The organism is Candidatus Devosia phytovorans (assembly GCA_029202405.1).
In the GTDB taxonomy this organism is placed as follows: Bacteria; Pseudomonadota; Alphaproteobacteria; order Rhizobiales; family Devosiaceae; genus Devosia; species Devosia phytovorans.
In genome coordinates this window covers 4,214,776-4,230,518 of sequence record CP119312.1, presented here as the reverse complement: position 1 = coordinate 4,230,518, position 15,743 = coordinate 4,214,776, and the positions used below count along the sequence as shown (strand labels likewise).

17 protein-coding genes are annotated in these 15,743 nt (G+C 58.9%); 8 read left to right on the top strand and 9 right to left on the bottom strand.

Annotated elements, in window-relative coordinates; genetic code table 11:
* Positions 1–213: 213 nt before the first annotated feature.
* Genes P0Y65_20885 through P0Y65_20875 form a run of 3 tightly spaced genes read right to left on the bottom strand, consistent with a single transcriptional unit; the run spans position 214 to position 2,427 of the window.
* Positions 214–1,590: an exonuclease domain-containing protein gene (locus P0Y65_20885; GenBank protein ID WEK04599.1), complete on the bottom strand. Its 1,377-nt coding sequence runs from the start codon at positions 1,588–1,590 to the stop codon at positions 214–216.
* A 7-nt stretch (positions 1,591–1,597) separates the two neighbouring features.
* Positions 1,598–2,098, bottom strand: a complete 501-nt coding sequence (locus P0Y65_20880; GenBank protein ID WEK04598.1) for an ImmA/IrrE family metallo-endopeptidase — start codon at positions 2,096–2,098, stop codon at positions 1,598–1,600.
* Positions 2,095–2,427, bottom strand: a complete 333-nt coding sequence (locus tag P0Y65_20875; protein WEK04597.1) for a helix-turn-helix transcriptional regulator — start codon at positions 2,425–2,427, stop codon at positions 2,095–2,097. Before P0Y65_20875 ends, P0Y65_20880 begins: the two co-directional genes overlap by 4 nt.
* A 275-nt stretch (positions 2,428–2,702) precedes the next feature.
* On the opposite strand from P0Y65_20875, the gene P0Y65_20870 reads away from it, so the two are divergent.
* The 4 genes from P0Y65_20870 to P0Y65_20855 are packed head-to-tail and all read left to right on the top strand — an operon-like array spanning position 2,703 to position 6,544.
* A complete protein-coding gene (locus tag P0Y65_20870; protein WEK04596.1) occupies positions 2,703–3,947 on the top strand; it encodes a nucleotidyltransferase in 1,245 nt (414 codons plus the stop codon).
* Entirely contained in the window at positions 3,944–4,405 is a 462-nt protein-coding gene (locus P0Y65_20865) for a hypothetical protein (GenBank protein WEK04595.1), read from the top strand. The genes P0Y65_20870 and P0Y65_20865 overlap by 4 nt, the downstream gene beginning before the upstream one ends.
* A complete protein-coding gene (locus P0Y65_20860; protein WEK04594.1) occupies positions 4,402–5,451 on the top strand; it encodes a CBASS cGAMP-activated phospholipase in 1,050 nt (349 codons plus the stop codon). The genes P0Y65_20865 and P0Y65_20860 overlap by 4 nt, the downstream gene beginning before the upstream one ends.
* A 10-nt stretch (positions 5,452–5,461) precedes the next feature.
* Entirely contained in the window at positions 5,462–6,544 is a 1,083-nt protein-coding gene (locus P0Y65_20855; protein ID WEK04593.1) for a DUF2235 domain-containing protein, read from the top strand.
* A 147-nt stretch (positions 6,545–6,691) separates the two neighbouring features.
* Here P0Y65_20855 and P0Y65_20850 read toward each other — a convergent pair whose 3' ends face one another.
* From P0Y65_20850 to P0Y65_20840, 3 genes are all read right to left on the bottom strand, one after another.
* Complete coding sequence (locus P0Y65_20850) at positions 6,692–6,823, bottom strand: hypothetical protein (GenBank protein ID WEK04592.1); 132 nt, start codon at positions 6,821–6,823, stop codon at positions 6,692–6,694.
* A gap of 160 nt (positions 6,824–6,983) precedes the next feature.
* Complete coding sequence (locus P0Y65_20845) at positions 6,984–7,109, bottom strand: hypothetical protein (protein ID WEK04591.1); 126 nt, start codon at positions 7,107–7,109, stop codon at positions 6,984–6,986.
* 88 nt (positions 7,110–7,197) lie between these two features.
* Entirely contained in the window at positions 7,198–9,471 is a 2,274-nt protein-coding gene (locus P0Y65_20840) for a hypothetical protein (GenBank protein WEK04590.1), read from the bottom strand.
* Positions 9,472–9,628: 157 nt separating this feature from the next.
* On the opposite strand from P0Y65_20840, the gene P0Y65_20835 reads away from it, so the two are divergent.
* Positions 9,629–10,465, top strand: coding sequence for a DUF3883 domain-containing protein (locus P0Y65_20835; protein WEK04589.1), 837 nt, complete (start codon positions 9,629–9,631; stop codon positions 10,463–10,465).
* A gap of 499 nt (positions 10,466–10,964) precedes the next feature.
* On the opposite strand, the gene P0Y65_20830 is transcribed toward P0Y65_20835, so the two are convergent.
* Positions 10,965–11,849, bottom strand: a complete 885-nt coding sequence (locus P0Y65_20830) for an AraC family transcriptional regulator (GenBank protein WEK04588.1) — start codon at positions 11,847–11,849, stop codon at positions 10,965–10,967.
* Positions 11,850–11,969: 120 nt separating this feature from the next.
* On the opposite strand from P0Y65_20830, the gene P0Y65_20825 reads away from it, so the two are divergent.
* The 3 genes from P0Y65_20825 (at position 11,970) to P0Y65_20815 (ending at position 14,485) form a co-directional block, all read left to right on the top strand.
* Positions 11,970–12,371: a nuclear transport factor 2 family protein gene (locus P0Y65_20825; protein WEK04587.1), complete on the top strand. Its 402-nt coding sequence runs from the start codon at positions 11,970–11,972 to the stop codon at positions 12,369–12,371.
* Positions 12,372–12,583: 212 nt separating this feature from the next.
* Positions 12,584–12,949 (top strand): response regulator, encoded by a 366-nt coding sequence (locus P0Y65_20820; GenBank protein WEK04586.1) that lies wholly within the window; start codon positions 12,584–12,586, stop codon positions 12,947–12,949.
* 78 nt (positions 12,950–13,027) lie between these two features.
* Positions 13,028–14,485: a PAS domain-containing protein gene (locus P0Y65_20815; protein ID WEK04585.1), complete on the top strand. Its 1,458-nt coding sequence runs from the start codon at positions 13,028–13,030 to the stop codon at positions 14,483–14,485.
* On the opposite strand, the gene P0Y65_20810 is transcribed toward P0Y65_20815, so the two are convergent.
* Complete coding sequence (locus tag P0Y65_20810; protein WEK04584.1) at positions 14,454–14,795, bottom strand: hypothetical protein; 342 nt, start codon at positions 14,793–14,795, stop codon at positions 14,454–14,456. The genes P0Y65_20815 and P0Y65_20810 overlap by 32 nt on opposite strands.
* Entirely contained in the window at positions 14,779–15,195 is a 417-nt protein-coding gene (locus P0Y65_20805) for a response regulator (GenBank protein ID WEK04583.1), read from the bottom strand. Before P0Y65_20805 ends, P0Y65_20810 begins: the two co-directional genes overlap by 17 nt.
* Positions 15,196–15,743 lie beyond the last annotated feature (548 nt).

Genomic DNA, 15,743 nt, shown 5'->3' with positions numbered 1-15,743 from the left:
TGGCAGACAGCTGTTTTCGGGGTCTAGCATGGCTGCCGCGAAGGGCGGCGATGGTTCGGGAGCAGCCTGACGACCGTGCGCCCCAGTTCGGACGTTCGTTTGGCCCCACAAGTCTGCCGAAAGCTGCCATCGCCTTCGACCACTTGGGTGTTTGCAGGTGACTGAGATCCCGTGTGAACTCTCACTTCCCGCTGATCGTGGCTGGCCGATCGCTTACGAAGCAATCGAGACGGCCTGAAGAAGGAAGGCCTCGTATTCGGCAAGGCTGGAACGATCCAGGTCCGGGGGCATGGCCCGGATCTGGGCGATCGCTTTGGCCGCTGTCATCCATGGCATGGAAGTATCACCGGTCCACCGCTGCCTAACTGCCGCGTCCAACGTCGCTCGCACTTCGTTGGGGATCAGGTGCGGCGCCTCGAAGTAGATCGCGCGCTGGCCCAGGCGCCGCAATCTCGCGTCCGAGAATCTCCGCAGGATGTTGAGTCTTTCCTCCCACGGCGCGACATGGAACTGCTGCATGATCGGCTTCTCGGAGTCTGGGATGAACCTGCCGTACAGCTGCTGCTCGACGTGGTCGGACTCCTCGAAGACCCGCTCGGCGGCTGATGCCGCCGAGTTCAACCGCGCCGTGAAAGCCTCATCCGTCCGAATGCTACGAGCCTGTCGGAGCACGTCGTCCTCGATAAGATCTGGGAAGGTCGTATCCAGGGCTTCGTAGAGGGGGAAAAGAAGAGGCGACCCATTGGCCTTAACGCGGCGCAACGGTCCGTCGCGCAGCTTGAACATCTCGATCAGTTCCTCGTCCGTGGCGGCGCGCAGGCCATCCACTGAGACCGAGAGGTCGAGGCAGTAGCGGACGGCGTCCTGGACGGGGTGCTGGCCGAAAGCGGTCAGGAGGCGAAACCCTTGGCCGGGGCGATCGGCTTCGAACGAGACGAACGCATCTTCCTCTCGGATGAAGTCCTGCGCTGCCGCCTTGGTCGAGAACTGCATGAACCGCGACCAGATATCTGGAGCGCCGTCGGACACGACCTTTACGATCCAGCGCATCGCTTCCACGTCGGCCATCGCCTCATGCGCGCCTTCGGATCGGAACCCGCATGCGGTCGCCACATCGTGCAGCTTCATCGATCTCTCGCCGTTCGGTCCGAACGCCGTTGGCAGCACGTCCGGGCGGCGCTTGGAGACCGCGCGAGCCAACCTGAGAACATCGCCCCGAGCATTCCCTCTACTCGTCAAGTACGGCTCGAGCAGGCACTGATAGAAGGCGTGCCGCAGGAACTCCTCGTCGAACTTGATGGAGTTGTAGCCGATGAATGCCGCAGGGCTCCATCTGGTGAAGAGTTCGTGGATCTCGACGATCATCGAGAAATGCGAACGACGCGCTGGCGATATCAGGTCCGAATAGCTCGTGCCCGTGACGTGCAGCGCGGACGGAGCCGGGACGATGTGGGGCTGCAGTCGGCAGCTCGTCTCGTATTGCTCGACAACCTCGAAGGCGTCGTCGAGCCTGACTGCGCCGAACTGTACAATCTGATCGAAGTGACTGCTGAGCCCGGTCGTCTCCAGATCGTAGAGTACCAAGGACAAGAGCGGCTCACTTGAAAAAGCGGAACCGCATGGCGGATTCGCTCACGCGGAATTTCTTGGCGAGGGCGGCGACCTCCTCGTCGTCGTCGAGGACGACCTGCCGCCCGCCGAGGACGGTGTTCAGAAGATCGGTTGGCATCAGGAGCTCGCTGGCGAAGGCATTGGCCTGGATCTCCTGCTCGTAAAGCCCGGACGAAGAGTCGCGGTCCCGGAGCAGCACTCGGTCGACATGCACGTTATCCTCGAGGATCGGGCGATGTAGCACCACGTGTCCGAGCTCGTGCGCAAGCGTAAACCGTTGCCGGTTAGGGGCATGAAGAGAATTCACGCCGACGATCACGACTCCATCGCGAATGTGCGCCATCCCTGAGAGGTCGTTGTCGAGCGGTCCATACTGCACCCGTACGCCGAGCTGTCGAGCGATGCGCTCCACAGGCACGGGCGCCGACGTCACGTTCTGGTCCTTCAGGAGCTTCCGAGCTGCCTCCCTGGCGTCGTCCGCGTTCATTTCGCCCGCCGCCGGGGAGCTGCGGTCGCGAGCTCGATCATCTGAAGCATCGCTCGTTCATCCTCTTTGCTTGCTCCGTCGCCCGCGAAGGCAACATCCTTTACGATGGCCCTGGGCACTCGTTCAGGCACGAAGTCCAAGATCGACTTGCCCCCCAGCGCCTCCACGAGAGCGAAGACGTCATGGAGCATGACGCGCTGCCGGCCAGTCTCGATGTTCGCGACCGATGCACGCGTTAGTGAGATCTGAGCAGCCAGATCGGCCTGCGTCAGACCTAGTCGCTTGCGCGATGCGGCCACCTTGCGCCCGAGCGCTATGTATAGGTCCATCTCCGTCATGCAAGCGAAAAGAACCGTGTTCGCGGAAGTTGTCAATGACATGCACAGACCGGTGCATGTCATGCACAGTTCGGTTCAATCTTGCGCGTATAGTTGACATTACCTGGAATCGGGAATCTTATGGTCCCAGCGGAAATCGATTCCGCGCGAACAAGAAAACAGCGGCGAGTGCACGACCGCCATCTCAAGGAGACTCGAAATGTCCGACCACATGACATTCGCAGATTTGAACAACCACCGTCCGCCGGACAGCAAAGGGTATTGTTATGACTTCCAGCCTGACCTCGACTGCTAATCCGTTTATCACCCGTCTCGACCGCATCTTGGCCGAGATCGCATTCAACGTGCAGCTGCCGCCATCGCTGCACCGCAAGGCGACTAGCCGCTACAAGGCTGTCCGCACCTTCCTCGAAGGCACCAAGGCCTTTGAGGATCAGATCGAGCACTTCTATCCGCAGGGATCGATGGCGATCGACGCCACGATTTCGAACCGCGGAACCGATGACGAGTTCGATATCGACATTGTCGCCCAGCTTGGCGGTCGCTTCCGCTCAATGCAGCCGAACGAGATTCTCGACGAGCTGTTTGACGCCCTCGATGGATATCAGGGCCTGACCGTCGTCCGCCAGACGCGCTGCGTCACACTCTATTACGCGGACGGTATGCACCTCGACATCACGCCTGCTTTTCGTGAGGTGAACACGCCTGACCGCCAGAGCGTCATCACTCATTCAAAGGGGCCGGCCGCACGTGGCGATGACGACTTCGTCCCGATGAACGCCTACGGCTTCGCGAGTTGGTACACGGACCGCACGCCGTTTGAAGTCCAGGTTGTCGCGGAGTTTAACCGCCGCTGGCGCTTGTTCGAAGCTGCCAACTATCGCGCAGATGCCGAGGTCGATGAAGTCCCTGATCAGCGGGAGTTTGTGGCGAAAAATACCGCCACCTTGGCCCTTCAGCTGGCCAAGCGCTATCGCAACATCCGCTATGCGAACTATGACGCACGCATTCCACCGTCGGTGATGATGTCGTGCATGGCAGGCTTTGTGGCCGAACCTGGCCTCACCCTGTCCCAGATGCTGGTCAAGTTGTGCCGCCATATTGCCCGCGAGATCCGCGCCGCGAGCGCCCGCGGTGAGCTGCTTCACGTCTCGAACCCGTCTCACGCTGAGGATGTTTTCACCGATCGCTGGCCTGAAAACCAGAAGCAGCAGATCCAGTTTGCTCGATATCTCGACGAGTTGGTCGCGGGCTTGGAAGAAGCCATGCAGATGTCAGCCGGTGAAATTGGCGACTGGCTGCGTGAGATGTTCGGTGACCGCGTCGTCTCCAATGCGGTCGACCGTATCGCCAAGGAAGCGACCGCCGTTCGCGAGGGTCGCCACTCCTACGCACCTTCGGGGAAGGTCGTCCTGCCTTCGGCGGCCGCCGCCGCGCTCACCGTGCCATCGATCGCCAGCGCAGCTCCTAAGCCGGTGGCTCACACCTTCTTCGGAGATCTGCGCAAGTGACCGAGGCCATGACCATTCCTGCTCAGATCGCCTCAATGCAGGCCACCTGGCCGCAGTTCAAGGTGCGCACCCAGACCGAAGACACCGTGGTCTGGCGCGGCGCCGTGGAAGCCGAATACGACACCTATTCCGTCGAGATCAGCTTCACCCAGGGGGACAACCTCCCCTGGGTTCGCGTCCTTCGCCCCTCCTTGCGCGAAAGGCCTGACTTTCAAGATGGCCCATTGCCACACGTTTATTGGCGTAACGATCGTCCATTCTTGTGCCTGTTCGACCCGGCGCAGAACGAATGGAACGACGGCATGGCCATCTCGGACCGTTTTGTCGGCTGGATCAGCGACTGGCTCTACTTTTACGAGACTTGGTCTTTGACCGGAAAATGGCTCGGTGGCGGTCGCCATCCAGGCGACCCCGTGCCGACGACTATCAAGCAGCACATCGACGAGGTGACATCATGAACTATATCGCTCCCCGTCGCTCAGACGGCACAATCCAGCACAACCGCGTCAAGCAGCCATGGCCGGAGGAACGGCTGTTCCGCATTCTTTCCATCGACGGCGGCGGCATCAGGGGCGTTTTTCCTGCGGCCTATCTTGCCGAGCTTGAGCGCCGCTTTTTGAACGGCAAACCGGTTGCCGACCATTTCGACATGATCGCCGGCACCTCGACCGGCGGCATCATCGCATTGGCGCTGGCGAAGGGCATGACCGCGACTGAAGCGATGACCATCTACACCAAACGCGGCCACACGATCTTTCCGAAGCCGAAAAGGTTCGCTGCAATCCGCCAAAAGCTGCGCTGGCTGTTCAAGGCAAAGCACGACCAGAACGCCCTTATGGACGAACTACTCGAAGTTTTCGGCGACATGTATATCGACGACGCCGAGGTTCGCCTGGTCATCCCGAGCTTCGAAGGGCAACACGGCGAGCCTTGGATCTACAAGACGCCACATCACCCTGACTACAAGAAGGATCGGCACGTAACGGCGGCTCGGGTCGCACTGCACACGGCAGCCGCGCCAACGATCTACTCCGGTGTCGCCAATGATGGGCACACGATGGTCGATGGCGGCCTATGGGCCAACAACCCCGTCATGCAGGCACTGGTCGATGTCATGGTCTGCTATGACGTGCCCAGCGAGAATATCCGCATTCTCAGCATCGGCACTGGTGACGACCTGTTCTCGACGGCAGACCTTCAGACATCGGGCGTGTTTGGCTGGACCAATCCGCTCAGGGCTGGCGGGCCGGCATTGTTCCGGGCTGCGGTCAAGGCCCAGAGCCATAACGCCAACGGCCAGGCCGGACTGCTGATCGGTAAGCCCAATCTGATCCGTATTGATCCGGCCGAAGGTGACAATCCCATTGCCCTCGATGATGTCGAGAGGGCGGTCCGAGAATTGCCGTCCGTTGCGCGCAGCATGGCCGAGAGCTCTGGCCAGCATGTCAACTCGATGTTCTTCGGCGACACGGCCGATGTCTACCTCAAATGCCCGGTGTCGTGAGGAGATCGAAATGAGAAGACTTATTTTCTGCTGCGATGGGACCTGGAACCACATCGAATCCGCCTATCCAACCAATGTCCTCAAACTCGCCCGCGCGATTCCAGGGGTAGCTGACGACGGCGTTTCGCAGGTCGTCTTCTATCTGGAAGGTGTAGGCACAGGTCGCGGCACCGGCAGCATTGCCAAGAAGATCGACCGTCTTGGCGGCGGGATGTTCGGCTGGGGCCTGCTTCAAAACGTCGTCGAAGCCTACAAGAATCTCATGTTCAACTACCGCCCTGGGGACGAGATCTACATTTTCGGCTTCTCTCGCGGTGCCCATACCGCGCGGTCTTTGGCCGGGATGATCCGCTCGGTCGGTATCTTGGACCGGGACCGCATTCATATGCTTCCAGAGGCAATAAAGCGGTATCAGAACCGAGGTACCACTGGGCATCCCGACACACCCGAAAACTGTGCCTTCCGCTGGGAGAACTCTCGAGGCGTTACGACTGGCAGCGCGGAACGAGAATGGCGAAAGCTGCACCATCCCGAAACCGACCTGGCCGTCGTGGTACCGCTCAAGATTGCGTATCTCGGCGTGTGGGACACAGTGGGAGCGATGGGGGTACCGTCGTTTCTCTGGATCTCGAAACTGTTCAACAGGAAGTACACCTTCCACGACTTCGCCCTTTCAAGCAGCGTGGCGTCCGCACGCCATGCTATCGCCATCGACGAACGTCGAGCTACCTTCCCGGCCGCTCCATGGGACAATCTTGACGAGCTGAACGCCCGTCGCCCTGAGGGAGAGGCGCTACCCTACCAGCAGCTCTGGTTCCCGGGCGATCATGGTTCAGTCGGCGGCGGCGGGGACATCACTGGCCTGTCCGATGATGCCCTCCTTTGGGTTGCGGAAGGTGCGATGGCCAAGGGGTTGCAACTGCACACGAGCCTGTTGGACGCTGCAGCAAAGACTGTGGACCACACCGTCCCTCTGGTGAACATCAGCGCCCAAAAATGGTCGTTTACTTCATTGGCGATGTCGATGGTGACAAAAGACCGATCTGGCCCGCAGCTGCTGTCGGACGTGGCTCCATCCGCGCGCAAGCGTTAGTTGGATGGCACTTATCGCCCTGGAACGTTGGGCCGGGTAGCTATCGACCTGGATAAACCGGCATTGGCCGAGAAGACACAAGTGAAAGCAGCCGAACCTGCTTGATGCAAAATGGCCGCGCCCTGAAAAGGCGCGGCCATTTTTAGCTCATGCGGTAGGCATCAGCATGGTCATGCCGCCACCGCTGGCACCGCATTCCGGACAGGTCATCGCGACCTTGAGGGCGTAGTCGACTTCGGCGTCGCCCATGCGCGCCATCACCGTTTCATAGACTATCAAATGTTGATGGCCACGGCCCGAAGAGCAGTGGCTAATCAACACAAAGCCAGCATCGTGAAACTGGGATAGGCGGGTAATCGGCTGGATGGGCTTTGGTGGATGGTCCGGGACCCGCATCGCTCTCCCCAATGCGCTCTGACATCAACATGCCGCAGCACAGTTATCCGGGCAAGGGCGGCACCTGGTTATATGCATAGTCCTCCAGCATCCTCTCCGTGATCGACGGAGAAAGCGCCTCGAGCTGAACGGCTACCACGCCGCCAGGCTTGAGGACGGTCAGCAGCATGAACTCACCGCCCTCTTCGCCGCCGGCTATTGCTGGCCAGAGAGCGAGCCAGCCTCAGAACCACTTATGATTGGTATGGGCGTGTAGGTTAGGCGGCCTCCCACACCCGATTGAGAATTTTAGCCGCGATCGCAGCCTTGTCCTGGGGGAGGAACCGACCGTAGTGCTGTTGCACCATGGCGGGCGTGTCCTGAATGGCGTAGCTCGCCTGCTCATAGGATCCGGTCTGCTTGAGAATATGCGTGGCGAGCACGTCTCGAACGTTGTGCGGGCCATGCGGCAGCAACCCTTCGATGGCACCGCGACCAGTGTACGGATTGTAGATGCCATACCTCTGAATGGTTAGCCGCCACGCTTCGTAGAAGGTGTTCTGGTTGTAGGCCGCGTCCGCGCTGGTGCGCTTTACCGATTTGACGAAAAAGGTGCCCGGATCTTTTGCATCGGCGATGAGCCGTGCGCGGTGGCGGTCAATGTAAGCGTCGATCGCATCATATAGGCCAGCCAGATCCGGCAGCACTAACCGGAACGGTTTCGACCCGAAGAAGGACGAGGTCGAGTTTTTAAATGCCACGGAAGGGATCAAAACTTCCCATCCACCGTCACGATCGCTCCACCTCAACTCGCCGCGTTTCTTATCCTCGAGGTGCCTTTCCGATGTCGGCATCCGACCACGCGGACAAACCAACAGCTCGCGCAGATTACGTTGGCGCAGACCCGTATGCATGCCCAGACGGATCAGCAGAAAAGATCTCACGGCCTCGGCTGCAGCTCGTGGGTATCGAGCTTCGTCCGGAATGAGGCGCACGATCTCCTCGGTGATTTTGCGGTATTCGCCAACCGGACTATCCGCCTCAAGCACCGGCAGGATAGGCTCGAAGGGATCGCGGTGGATGCGAGCAACACGTTGAATCTCGCGGATGCGATGCCTAGCATGCTTGTAGAAGGCGTCGCAGGAACCATCCCAGTCCTTCCGTACACGATCGATCTCGGCCTGACTGATCATGCCTGGGATAGTTCTCAAACGGTCGGCCAGGCTGGGGTTCTGGCGGATCCATCCGGTTTCCGCACGGGCCATGCTCAAGACCACGCTCAGCATGTCCACCTCCCACTTTGTATAGAAGCCGCGGCGGCGTTCACGCCATTGGAGGTACCAGTCCCAAACCGCCGGGAAGATCAGCATAGCGAAGCACAAGCTATCGGGCGGCACACCTGCACCTTTGACTGTGCTGCGGGGATCGGACGCCAACGCGCCGAACATCAGGCCCAGATGCTCCACCTTCTGCGATGCGGTTTCATCATTCCAGACGCCATTGCGTTGGAAACCGAAGGCCGTCAGCGTCGCAGTCTTGAACCGCAGTAGGTCGTTCATCTCGACGTCTAGAGCGACTGGGGCGTCGGTGACTGCGGATTGCAGTTCGAGATCCAGATCGCTGACCTCATCCTCCACCTGCGGCAATGCGGGCCGCCTGGTGGATCCTTGGAACGCGGTAAAGCGGACGGCATAACGCTGCTTCATGGCCGCGGCCTGGAACCGCCGGTAGTCAGTCGACCCGGAGATAACGACCGTTCGGACCCACTCGATGATTTCCTCCTGTTCGGCCTTTGGACGTGTAGGGAAATCTTCGGGCAGATGCCAAGCCATTCGCCGGCGCTCTGCCGCTGGCAAGCCGGAGAATGTGACGCCCCTTATTGCCCTTGCCTGATGCGGCAGTTTTGCGCGGAAATACCCCATCGGCAGCCGATATCGGCGCTCTATGTTGTTGAGGACGACCAGGCTGCGGACCGTGCGCGGCAATAGTTGGCCGGTGCACCACTTCATCAGCGTCCGTTGATCCTGCGCCTCCCCCCGAGATGCCAGTGCCAGATAGAGATGCCGAACACTATCGCCGTGTCGTCTCATGTGCATGACCAGGGCGGTGCCGAAGTCATCGGCGTCGACCCAGTCAATGGTGATGGGCTCGGGGAATTCTACGATGGCTTTCGGTCTCGGTCCTCGTCGCGCACGCCCTGCAGTAGCAGCCGGCAAAGCCGCAGGCTTCGTAACCGTCGCCGGCTTTGAAATCTTCGGGGGACGAACTGGATCATCGCCCTCTTGCATGGCCACGGCACGCGATAGCGCATCGAAGACGGGTTGGAGTTGCTGGCGGTTTTCCACCAGCGTCGCCGCTTCCAGACCGGTGGATGCCGCTACCTGTGCCCAGTCGATCCACTTCCCGCGATATGGCGGAAATGCCATCAACTCGAGAAGACCGGTAAGGTATGCAGAGATCCTTTCAACCCCATCTGTTTGCATTGGGCCGGTTAGGCGCACGCGGCAGAAATCGGAAATCATGCGGGGCGTAAGGGAGCGTTGTCTTGGCATTCAGGGCCTCCAGGATGGGAGGCAGCCACATCAAGGACGGCCGTTTATAGCCGCCTAACTTTTATCGACTGCAGACCCAAATCCCCAACAGATTTCGCTGTCCAAGCAATGGCTTCCAGCCAGGTGCGAACTCAGGCATCCTGGCCATGGGGGTACCATGGCCGAGCAAACCAGACAGGGTGAAGATTGGAGCGCGATCGAGCTCGACGCCATCATCGCCGACTATTTCGCCATGCTGGGCGACGAGTTGGCCCAGCGGCCCTATGTTAAGTCACATCATCGCGTAGCCCTGATGCAGATGACGGGGCGATCTGCCGCGTCGGTTGAGTTCAAGCACCGCAACATTTCTGCCGTCCTGCAGGAATTGGGTCTGCCGTGGATATGGGGCTACAAACCGGCGCCCAACTATCAAGATGCTCTCTTCCAGGCCGTGGACCGCTATCTGACCGGTCATCGCGAGTTCGTGGAAAACCAGCCGGTCGCCTCACCGCCCTTCGCCGCCATACCCGACGACATTTTCACCACAATGCCGACCGGCACAGGCCGACCTAGGCGCGCTAGTCTCGAGCGACTGATACGCAAGTTCGACCCGGTCGAACGAGATTTCCGAAACCGACAGCTCGGCCGTGCCGGTGAAGAGTTCGTCGTCGAGATAGAGCGCCGGCGACTCATTACGCAAGATCGCGCGGATCTCGCCGGCAAAGTAAGGTGGGTGGCAATGGAGGACGGTGACGGCGCCGGCTTTGACATCAGGTCCTTTGACCACCAGGGCCGCGAGCGCCTGATCGAGGTCAAGACTACCAACGGCGCCGCGCAGACGCCGTTCTTTATGACGCGGAATGAGCTTGCGGTTGCGCAGGAACGATCAGATCACTGGCACCTCTATCGGGTTCATCTGTTCGCCCAGAAGCCCAAGATATTCACGGTCAGGCCACCGTTAGAGGCAGCCCTACGGCTGGATCCAGAAACATGGAGGGCTTCGCCGGCCGGTTGACCTGGGCGGACCGCCCCCCAAAGCCGGCAAATAGGCGTCCCTGAAGCCACCATCCCCCCGAAAAAGCGAACGATTCGACGTCGGACCGACTGTTGGTAACTTTTCGCTCAATCAATTCAGATTGAGACTCAATGCAAAACATTGGTTGTTAGAGCACAACTTTGTTGTTTTCATCAAAAGCGCTCTTTGATTCCTCCGCGGCTGGAACAACAGCAACTCCGTATGGGCGAAACTTACACCCCCAGACAAATCCGATGTCAGCTTCTGCCCACCAACGGCCAAAAGCTGCCAGTCCGCTCCCGGCCCCTATTGAGACCTTCAGCAGCCTTGAGGCACCAGCCGCAGATTGTGTGAATTCTAGGATTTGTTACGCGAAGGTTTTCGGCCGCCAACCCTAACCTCCAGCGAAACAGAGGTAGGCTAGAAGCCGTTGCTGCAGTCGTCCGAGAGCCCCCAAACAGCTGATTAAATCACAGGATTTTTGCCGTGACCTGCAGCTTCATGAAGATTGACTGTGAAATAAAGCAGTCGAAACCGGGGCATGGATTTCTATCCGCAGCGAATGCGGGTCGTCGATATGCGCAAGTGGGTTGTTGTAGACTTCCAACGCGGGGTCGTCGGTAAAGGTGTATCTATCCTGAGATCCGATCCAGTGATCCATTAACTGCGAATAGGTTTCTCCGATCCGAGCGTAGCTTCCTGTGTGCTCCATCACTGCATAGGTCCCAGCGCGGGTATATCCGACCATTAGGCCGGCCTCCACCTCCTCCGAGTTTAGGATCAATGTCGGAGTGGATGGGGGGAACAGTATGCCGCAATCATATCTTATCTGATCGGCCTCGGCGTTAGACGGACTGTCGTAGATGAACCCGACCCACGAAGTCGCAGGACTGACGAATCTTGAGCCCGCCAAATCCACGAAGTTTTCCCAGTGCGAAGAGAACATCGAGTAGGGCCCGAGATAACGTCGCCTGACGAAGGGCCGACTTTTCATCTCGACAATCCGTACAGCCCGGCCGTCGTCGTCAGACACTTTCCAACCCTTTGCATACCGGCGGCGGTCCAAGTCGTCCCCCCTCCGATAAGCCAAAGGCGAAGTGCCGTAATGGGCTTTGAAGGCTCGGGAGAAGGCAGATAGGCTACCGTAGCCAGCTTGCATCGCGATGTCGTCAAGACTTTCGGTCATCCATTCCAAACGTACCGCCGCCAGGCGTAGCCGATGGGTGCGGATATAGGCGGCGGCCGTGGTGCCGGTTTCTGACTTAAAAAGCCTGTTGAAGTGGAACTCTGACATCCCGACTTCGGCAGCCAACCCTCTCGAGCTCAATTCGTCCATGTGCTGCTGCTCAACCAGGAGCTGAGCTTTCGCGATTCTAGGATCCATGCCGTTCCCCAATGACTAGCGACAAGATAGCAAACCCTGTCAAAAAATCCGGAATCTTTTCGTTTAGGCATGGGCCAGCCGATTTATCGCGATCGGCTGCACTATTCGGGAGGATTTGAGTTGAGTGAGATCGAAGACAACAAGGCGTTGGTTAAGAGGCTGTACGAGGGCTTCGCCGCTGGCGACCTCGGAGCAGTTCTTGGGACGATGTCGCCCGGCGTCCAGTGGACAGAGGCGGAGGGCTATCCTTACGCCGGAACATACGAAGGGCATGACGCCGTCGTCGCCGGAGTTTTCGGAAGGCTGGCCACCGAGTGGGATGGATACACCGCTGTTCCCGAAAATCTGGTCGCGGAAGGAAACACCGTCGTGGCGATAGGTGTCTATCAAGGTCGTTACAAGGCGACAGGCCGGAGTTTCAAAGCGCCATTTGTGCACGTATGGACTGTCGAGGATGGAAAACTCGCTCGTTTCGTTCAGCACACGGACACTGTCCTAGTACAAGCTGCTTTGGGCGAATGAGTGTCGATATCGCAGTCTTGGGGAAGACTGCGGTCCCGGCCGAGCGCCGACTTGGCCGGGACAATCTAGGCGATTAGCGCCATTTGTTGAGCGCGGAGACGCGCCCTTTGGCACTCGCCTATCGTCCGCGCCACCAACCTCTTAGCCTGCGTAAATTCGATCATCGCTCGCTAGGCAGTGGAACCTGACGAGGGAGCGAGCATTCTCTGCGCATGACCAATCACACTCCTAGCCGTGGTTTCCTTATCGTCGACGACGAGCCGATTATCCGCATGGATCTGGCCGATATCCTGAAGGAACATGGCTACGAGAGCTGGGAAGCTGCCAATGTCGGGGAGGCGCTGTCGATATTAAACCTTTCCGGCGACGCTTTCTCTGGTTTGATCACTGACATCAACATGCCAGGCACGCGCAGTGGCATCGTCCTTGCCAACCATGCCAAGCACGTTTGGCCACACCTCAAGATTATCGTCGTCTCCGCAGGCCGGAAGCCATCCCCTGGCCAGTTGCCTGTCGACACGCGCTTCCTGGCGAAACCATTCGCCAAAACGCTTTTGACCGAAGCTTTATCGGCCTAGGTAACTCTTCTGAACAAAATGTGAACATACACCAACTTTGGCTAGTTCGCTCGTCGAAGAGACCTACTATAAGGCGCTATGAGCAACTCGTCCGAAGAACGCCGTATCGACCGCGAGATCCATCGCGGCAAGCCTGGTTCCGATCCTTTCGCAGCCGCGATGCGGGCCACCCGCATGCCCATGCTGATCACAGATCCGAGGCAGTCGGACAACCCCATCGTGTTCGTCAACGACGCATTCTTGCGGCTGACGGGATATACCCGAGACGAGACGCTCGGTCGCAATTGTCGCTTCTTGCAGGGCCCGGGCACCAACATCGAAGACGTGGACCGCATCCGTCAGGCTATTAAGGATCTGGTCCCGATCGAAATTGATCTGCTTAATTACCGCAAGGACGGCACGCTTTTCTGGAACCGCTTGCTGGTTTCACCGGTGTTCGACGAAGGCGATCTGACCTATTTCTTCGCCTCCCAGCTCGATGTCACCCGCGAACGTACTGCGGGCTACGCGCCCGATCGCGACGCATTAGAAGAAGGCATGCAACAGCGGATCGCCGACCTCACCGCCAGCGAGCAGCGTCTCAACTTCACGCTTAAAGCCGGCGGCCTGGGCACGTGGACGCTCGATGTTCCTTCCCGCCGCCTGGTCGCTTCAGCAATCTGTAAAGCCAACTTCGGGCGGATGCCTGCCGATACATTCTCCTACGAGGATCTCGAAAACTCGATCCACCCAGATGATCACAGTTACTGGGCCGAGAAGGTTGCGGACGCTGCAGCGGGTAATGGTGACCTTCATGTCGAGTACCGCGCTGTCTGGCCTGACGGGTCCATCCACTGGATCGAAGTTCGTGCCGAAACCCGGTTCGACGACGACCGCCGTCCGCTCCTGATGAGCGGCGTGTCCATCGACATCACCGAGCGTCGCGAGGCGGAAGCCTACCGCGAGCTGATGAACCGCGAGATGAGCCATCGCATCAAGAATATCCTTGCAACTGTGCAGTCGATTGTACGCCAGTCTCTCCGAACTGAAACGCCGGCGTCTGGCATGCAGGACATAGTCGCTCAGCGTATTGAAGCACTCGGTGGCGCCCACGACGTGCTCACCGGTAAGGATTGGGACGTCGCCGGCCTTCGACAAACGGTCGAGCGCGCGGTCTCGCCTTTCAACAGCGATCGCCGTATCCATCATTTCGGACCGGACCTCGAAATCTCTCATCGCGCCAGCAGCGCGTTGACGATGGCGCTTCATGAACTGGCGACCAATGCCGTCAAGTATGGCGCGCTATCCGGCGAGACTGGTCGCGTCCGGATCGAGTGGTCGATCGATGGCGATCGGTTCGAGCTAATTTGGCTTGAAACCGGCGGACCTTCCGTGACGGCGCCCACGCGCACCGGCTTCGGTTCTCGAATGATCGAGCGAGCGTTGTCGGCATCGGTGTCTGGCCACGCAAAGGTCGACTACCTGCCGGAAGGAATCCGGTTCAAACTGTCTACCCAGATTGCGTTCATGCAGGCAAATGATCCTCAGCCCGTGTAACGGATAGGTACCAGTCGGCGTATGGGGTGTTCTGCACCTGACGCCGGTTGTGATCCGGAGCGCCGTCGTCCCACCACACCGGGCCACGCTCGCCCAGGGCACGCTTGGCTGCGTCAACCTCCTTGCGAATGGCTGAGCGCTTATCGCCGGTTTCAGACTGCATACGCCGACGCGCGTCCATTAACTCATCGACCAAACGCTTTCGTTCGCTCTCGGGTAGGCTCGGATTGCTTGCGCGCCAAAGTTGGCCGTCTACGACGATGTAGCGGCCATCCGGGGTATGCAAAACCAACTTAGCTGCGGACGGCACGCTTCAGCGGCTCCGGCTTTACATGATCAGGCAGGATTTCCGTCAGTCGATCAATGACAACCTGAGATGAGAATGGCTTGCTGACGAAAACAGCGCCAGGAGGAAGGTCACCATCATCGGGCCTGATCTGGCCGGAGGCGACGAGGATGGAGATATGTGGCCAGCTCTCGTGGCACTTCCGCGCCAGATCGAAGCCGTCAAGTTCCCCGGGAGGCATTTGGACGTCAGTGAACAGCAGTTGGATAGATTCGTGAGATCGCTCAAGAATGGCCTTGGCTTCCTCGACATTGCCTGCCTCGTGCACTCGAAATCCTGCATCTGCTAGGATATCGGCCGCGTCCATGCGGATGAGCGCATCGTCGTCGGCAACGAGGGCGTATGGCGTGTAGTCGTCGGACATTCCCAGCTCCAAAGCGATTTCGAATGGAACCTAGAACGCACGGATAAAGGCTTCGATCCTTCAAAAGGTGTCGATGCTAAGCGTGTTGAAGTTCCATGCAAAACAGCATGGCAGGTAAGCGAAACTTCTCTCCGGCCGCCTCGTAATCTAGGGCATGAAAAACTCGACAGATAAACAGACGGGTCAACCGTACGAACTTTTCACCTTCTCACGACGTCATGGCATCCCTGTTGAGGTTGCTAGGCGAATATTGGAGCTGCATGGAGCAGACAGGCTCGCGTCTGATCGGGAGGCATTGGAAACCGTCGCCAAGGGTAAGACCACTCCAGTTCTGGCAGATCGTCCACAACGGGGAAAATAATGAACTTCGTCAACTCGCTATAATGCACAGGACAGTGGAAGCATCCGGTAGATCCTCAAGTTGGATGGGAACAATCGCCACCCTCGGACATTCTCTCCCGGTCCGTTGACGCGACGGACACAAAGCAGCTGTGGTTCGACAGCGCAGTTGCCACTGGGAGTTGCAGAAATGTAGCTCCCATTCTTTT

Coding starts and splice junctions, on each gene's coding strand:
- P0Y65_20830 (WEK04588.1), bottom strand. CDS start 11,849: ATGGATCCTAGAATCGCGAAAGCTCAGCTCCTGGTTGAGCAGCAGCAC.
- P0Y65_20815 (WEK04585.1), top strand. CDS start 13,028: ATGAGCAACTCGTCCGAAGAACGCCGTATCGACCGCGAGATCCATCGC.
- P0Y65_20870 (WEK04596.1), top strand. CDS start 2,703: ATGACTTCCAGCCTGACCTCGACTGCTAATCCGTTTATCACCCGTCTC.
- P0Y65_20845 (WEK04591.1), bottom strand. CDS start 7,109: ATGCTGCTGACCGTCCTCAAGCCTGGCGGCGTGGTAGCCGTTCAGCTC.
- P0Y65_20880 (WEK04598.1), bottom strand. CDS start 2,098: ATGAACGCGGACGACGCCAGGGAGGCAGCTCGGAAGCTCCTGAAGGAC.
- P0Y65_20835 (WEK04589.1), top strand. CDS start 9,629: ATGGCCGAGCAAACCAGACAGGGTGAAGATTGGAGCGCGATCGAGCTC.
- P0Y65_20820 (WEK04586.1), top strand. CDS start 12,584: ATGACCAATCACACTCCTAGCCGTGGTTTCCTTATCGTCGACGACGAG.
- P0Y65_20875 (WEK04597.1), bottom strand. CDS start 2,427: ATGGACCTATACATAGCGCTCGGGCGCAAGGTGGCCGCATCGCGCAAG.
- P0Y65_20860 (WEK04594.1), top strand. CDS start 4,402: ATGAACTATATCGCTCCCCGTCGCTCAGACGGCACAATCCAGCACAAC.
- P0Y65_20805 (WEK04583.1), bottom strand. CDS start 15,195: ATGTCCGACGACTACACGCCATACGCCCTCGTTGCCGACGACGATGCG.
- P0Y65_20840 (WEK04590.1), bottom strand. CDS start 9,471: ATGCCAAGACAACGCTCCCTTACGCCCCGCATGATTTCCGATTTCTGC.
- P0Y65_20855 (WEK04593.1), top strand. CDS start 5,462: ATGAGAAGACTTATTTTCTGCTGCGATGGGACCTGGAACCACATCGAA.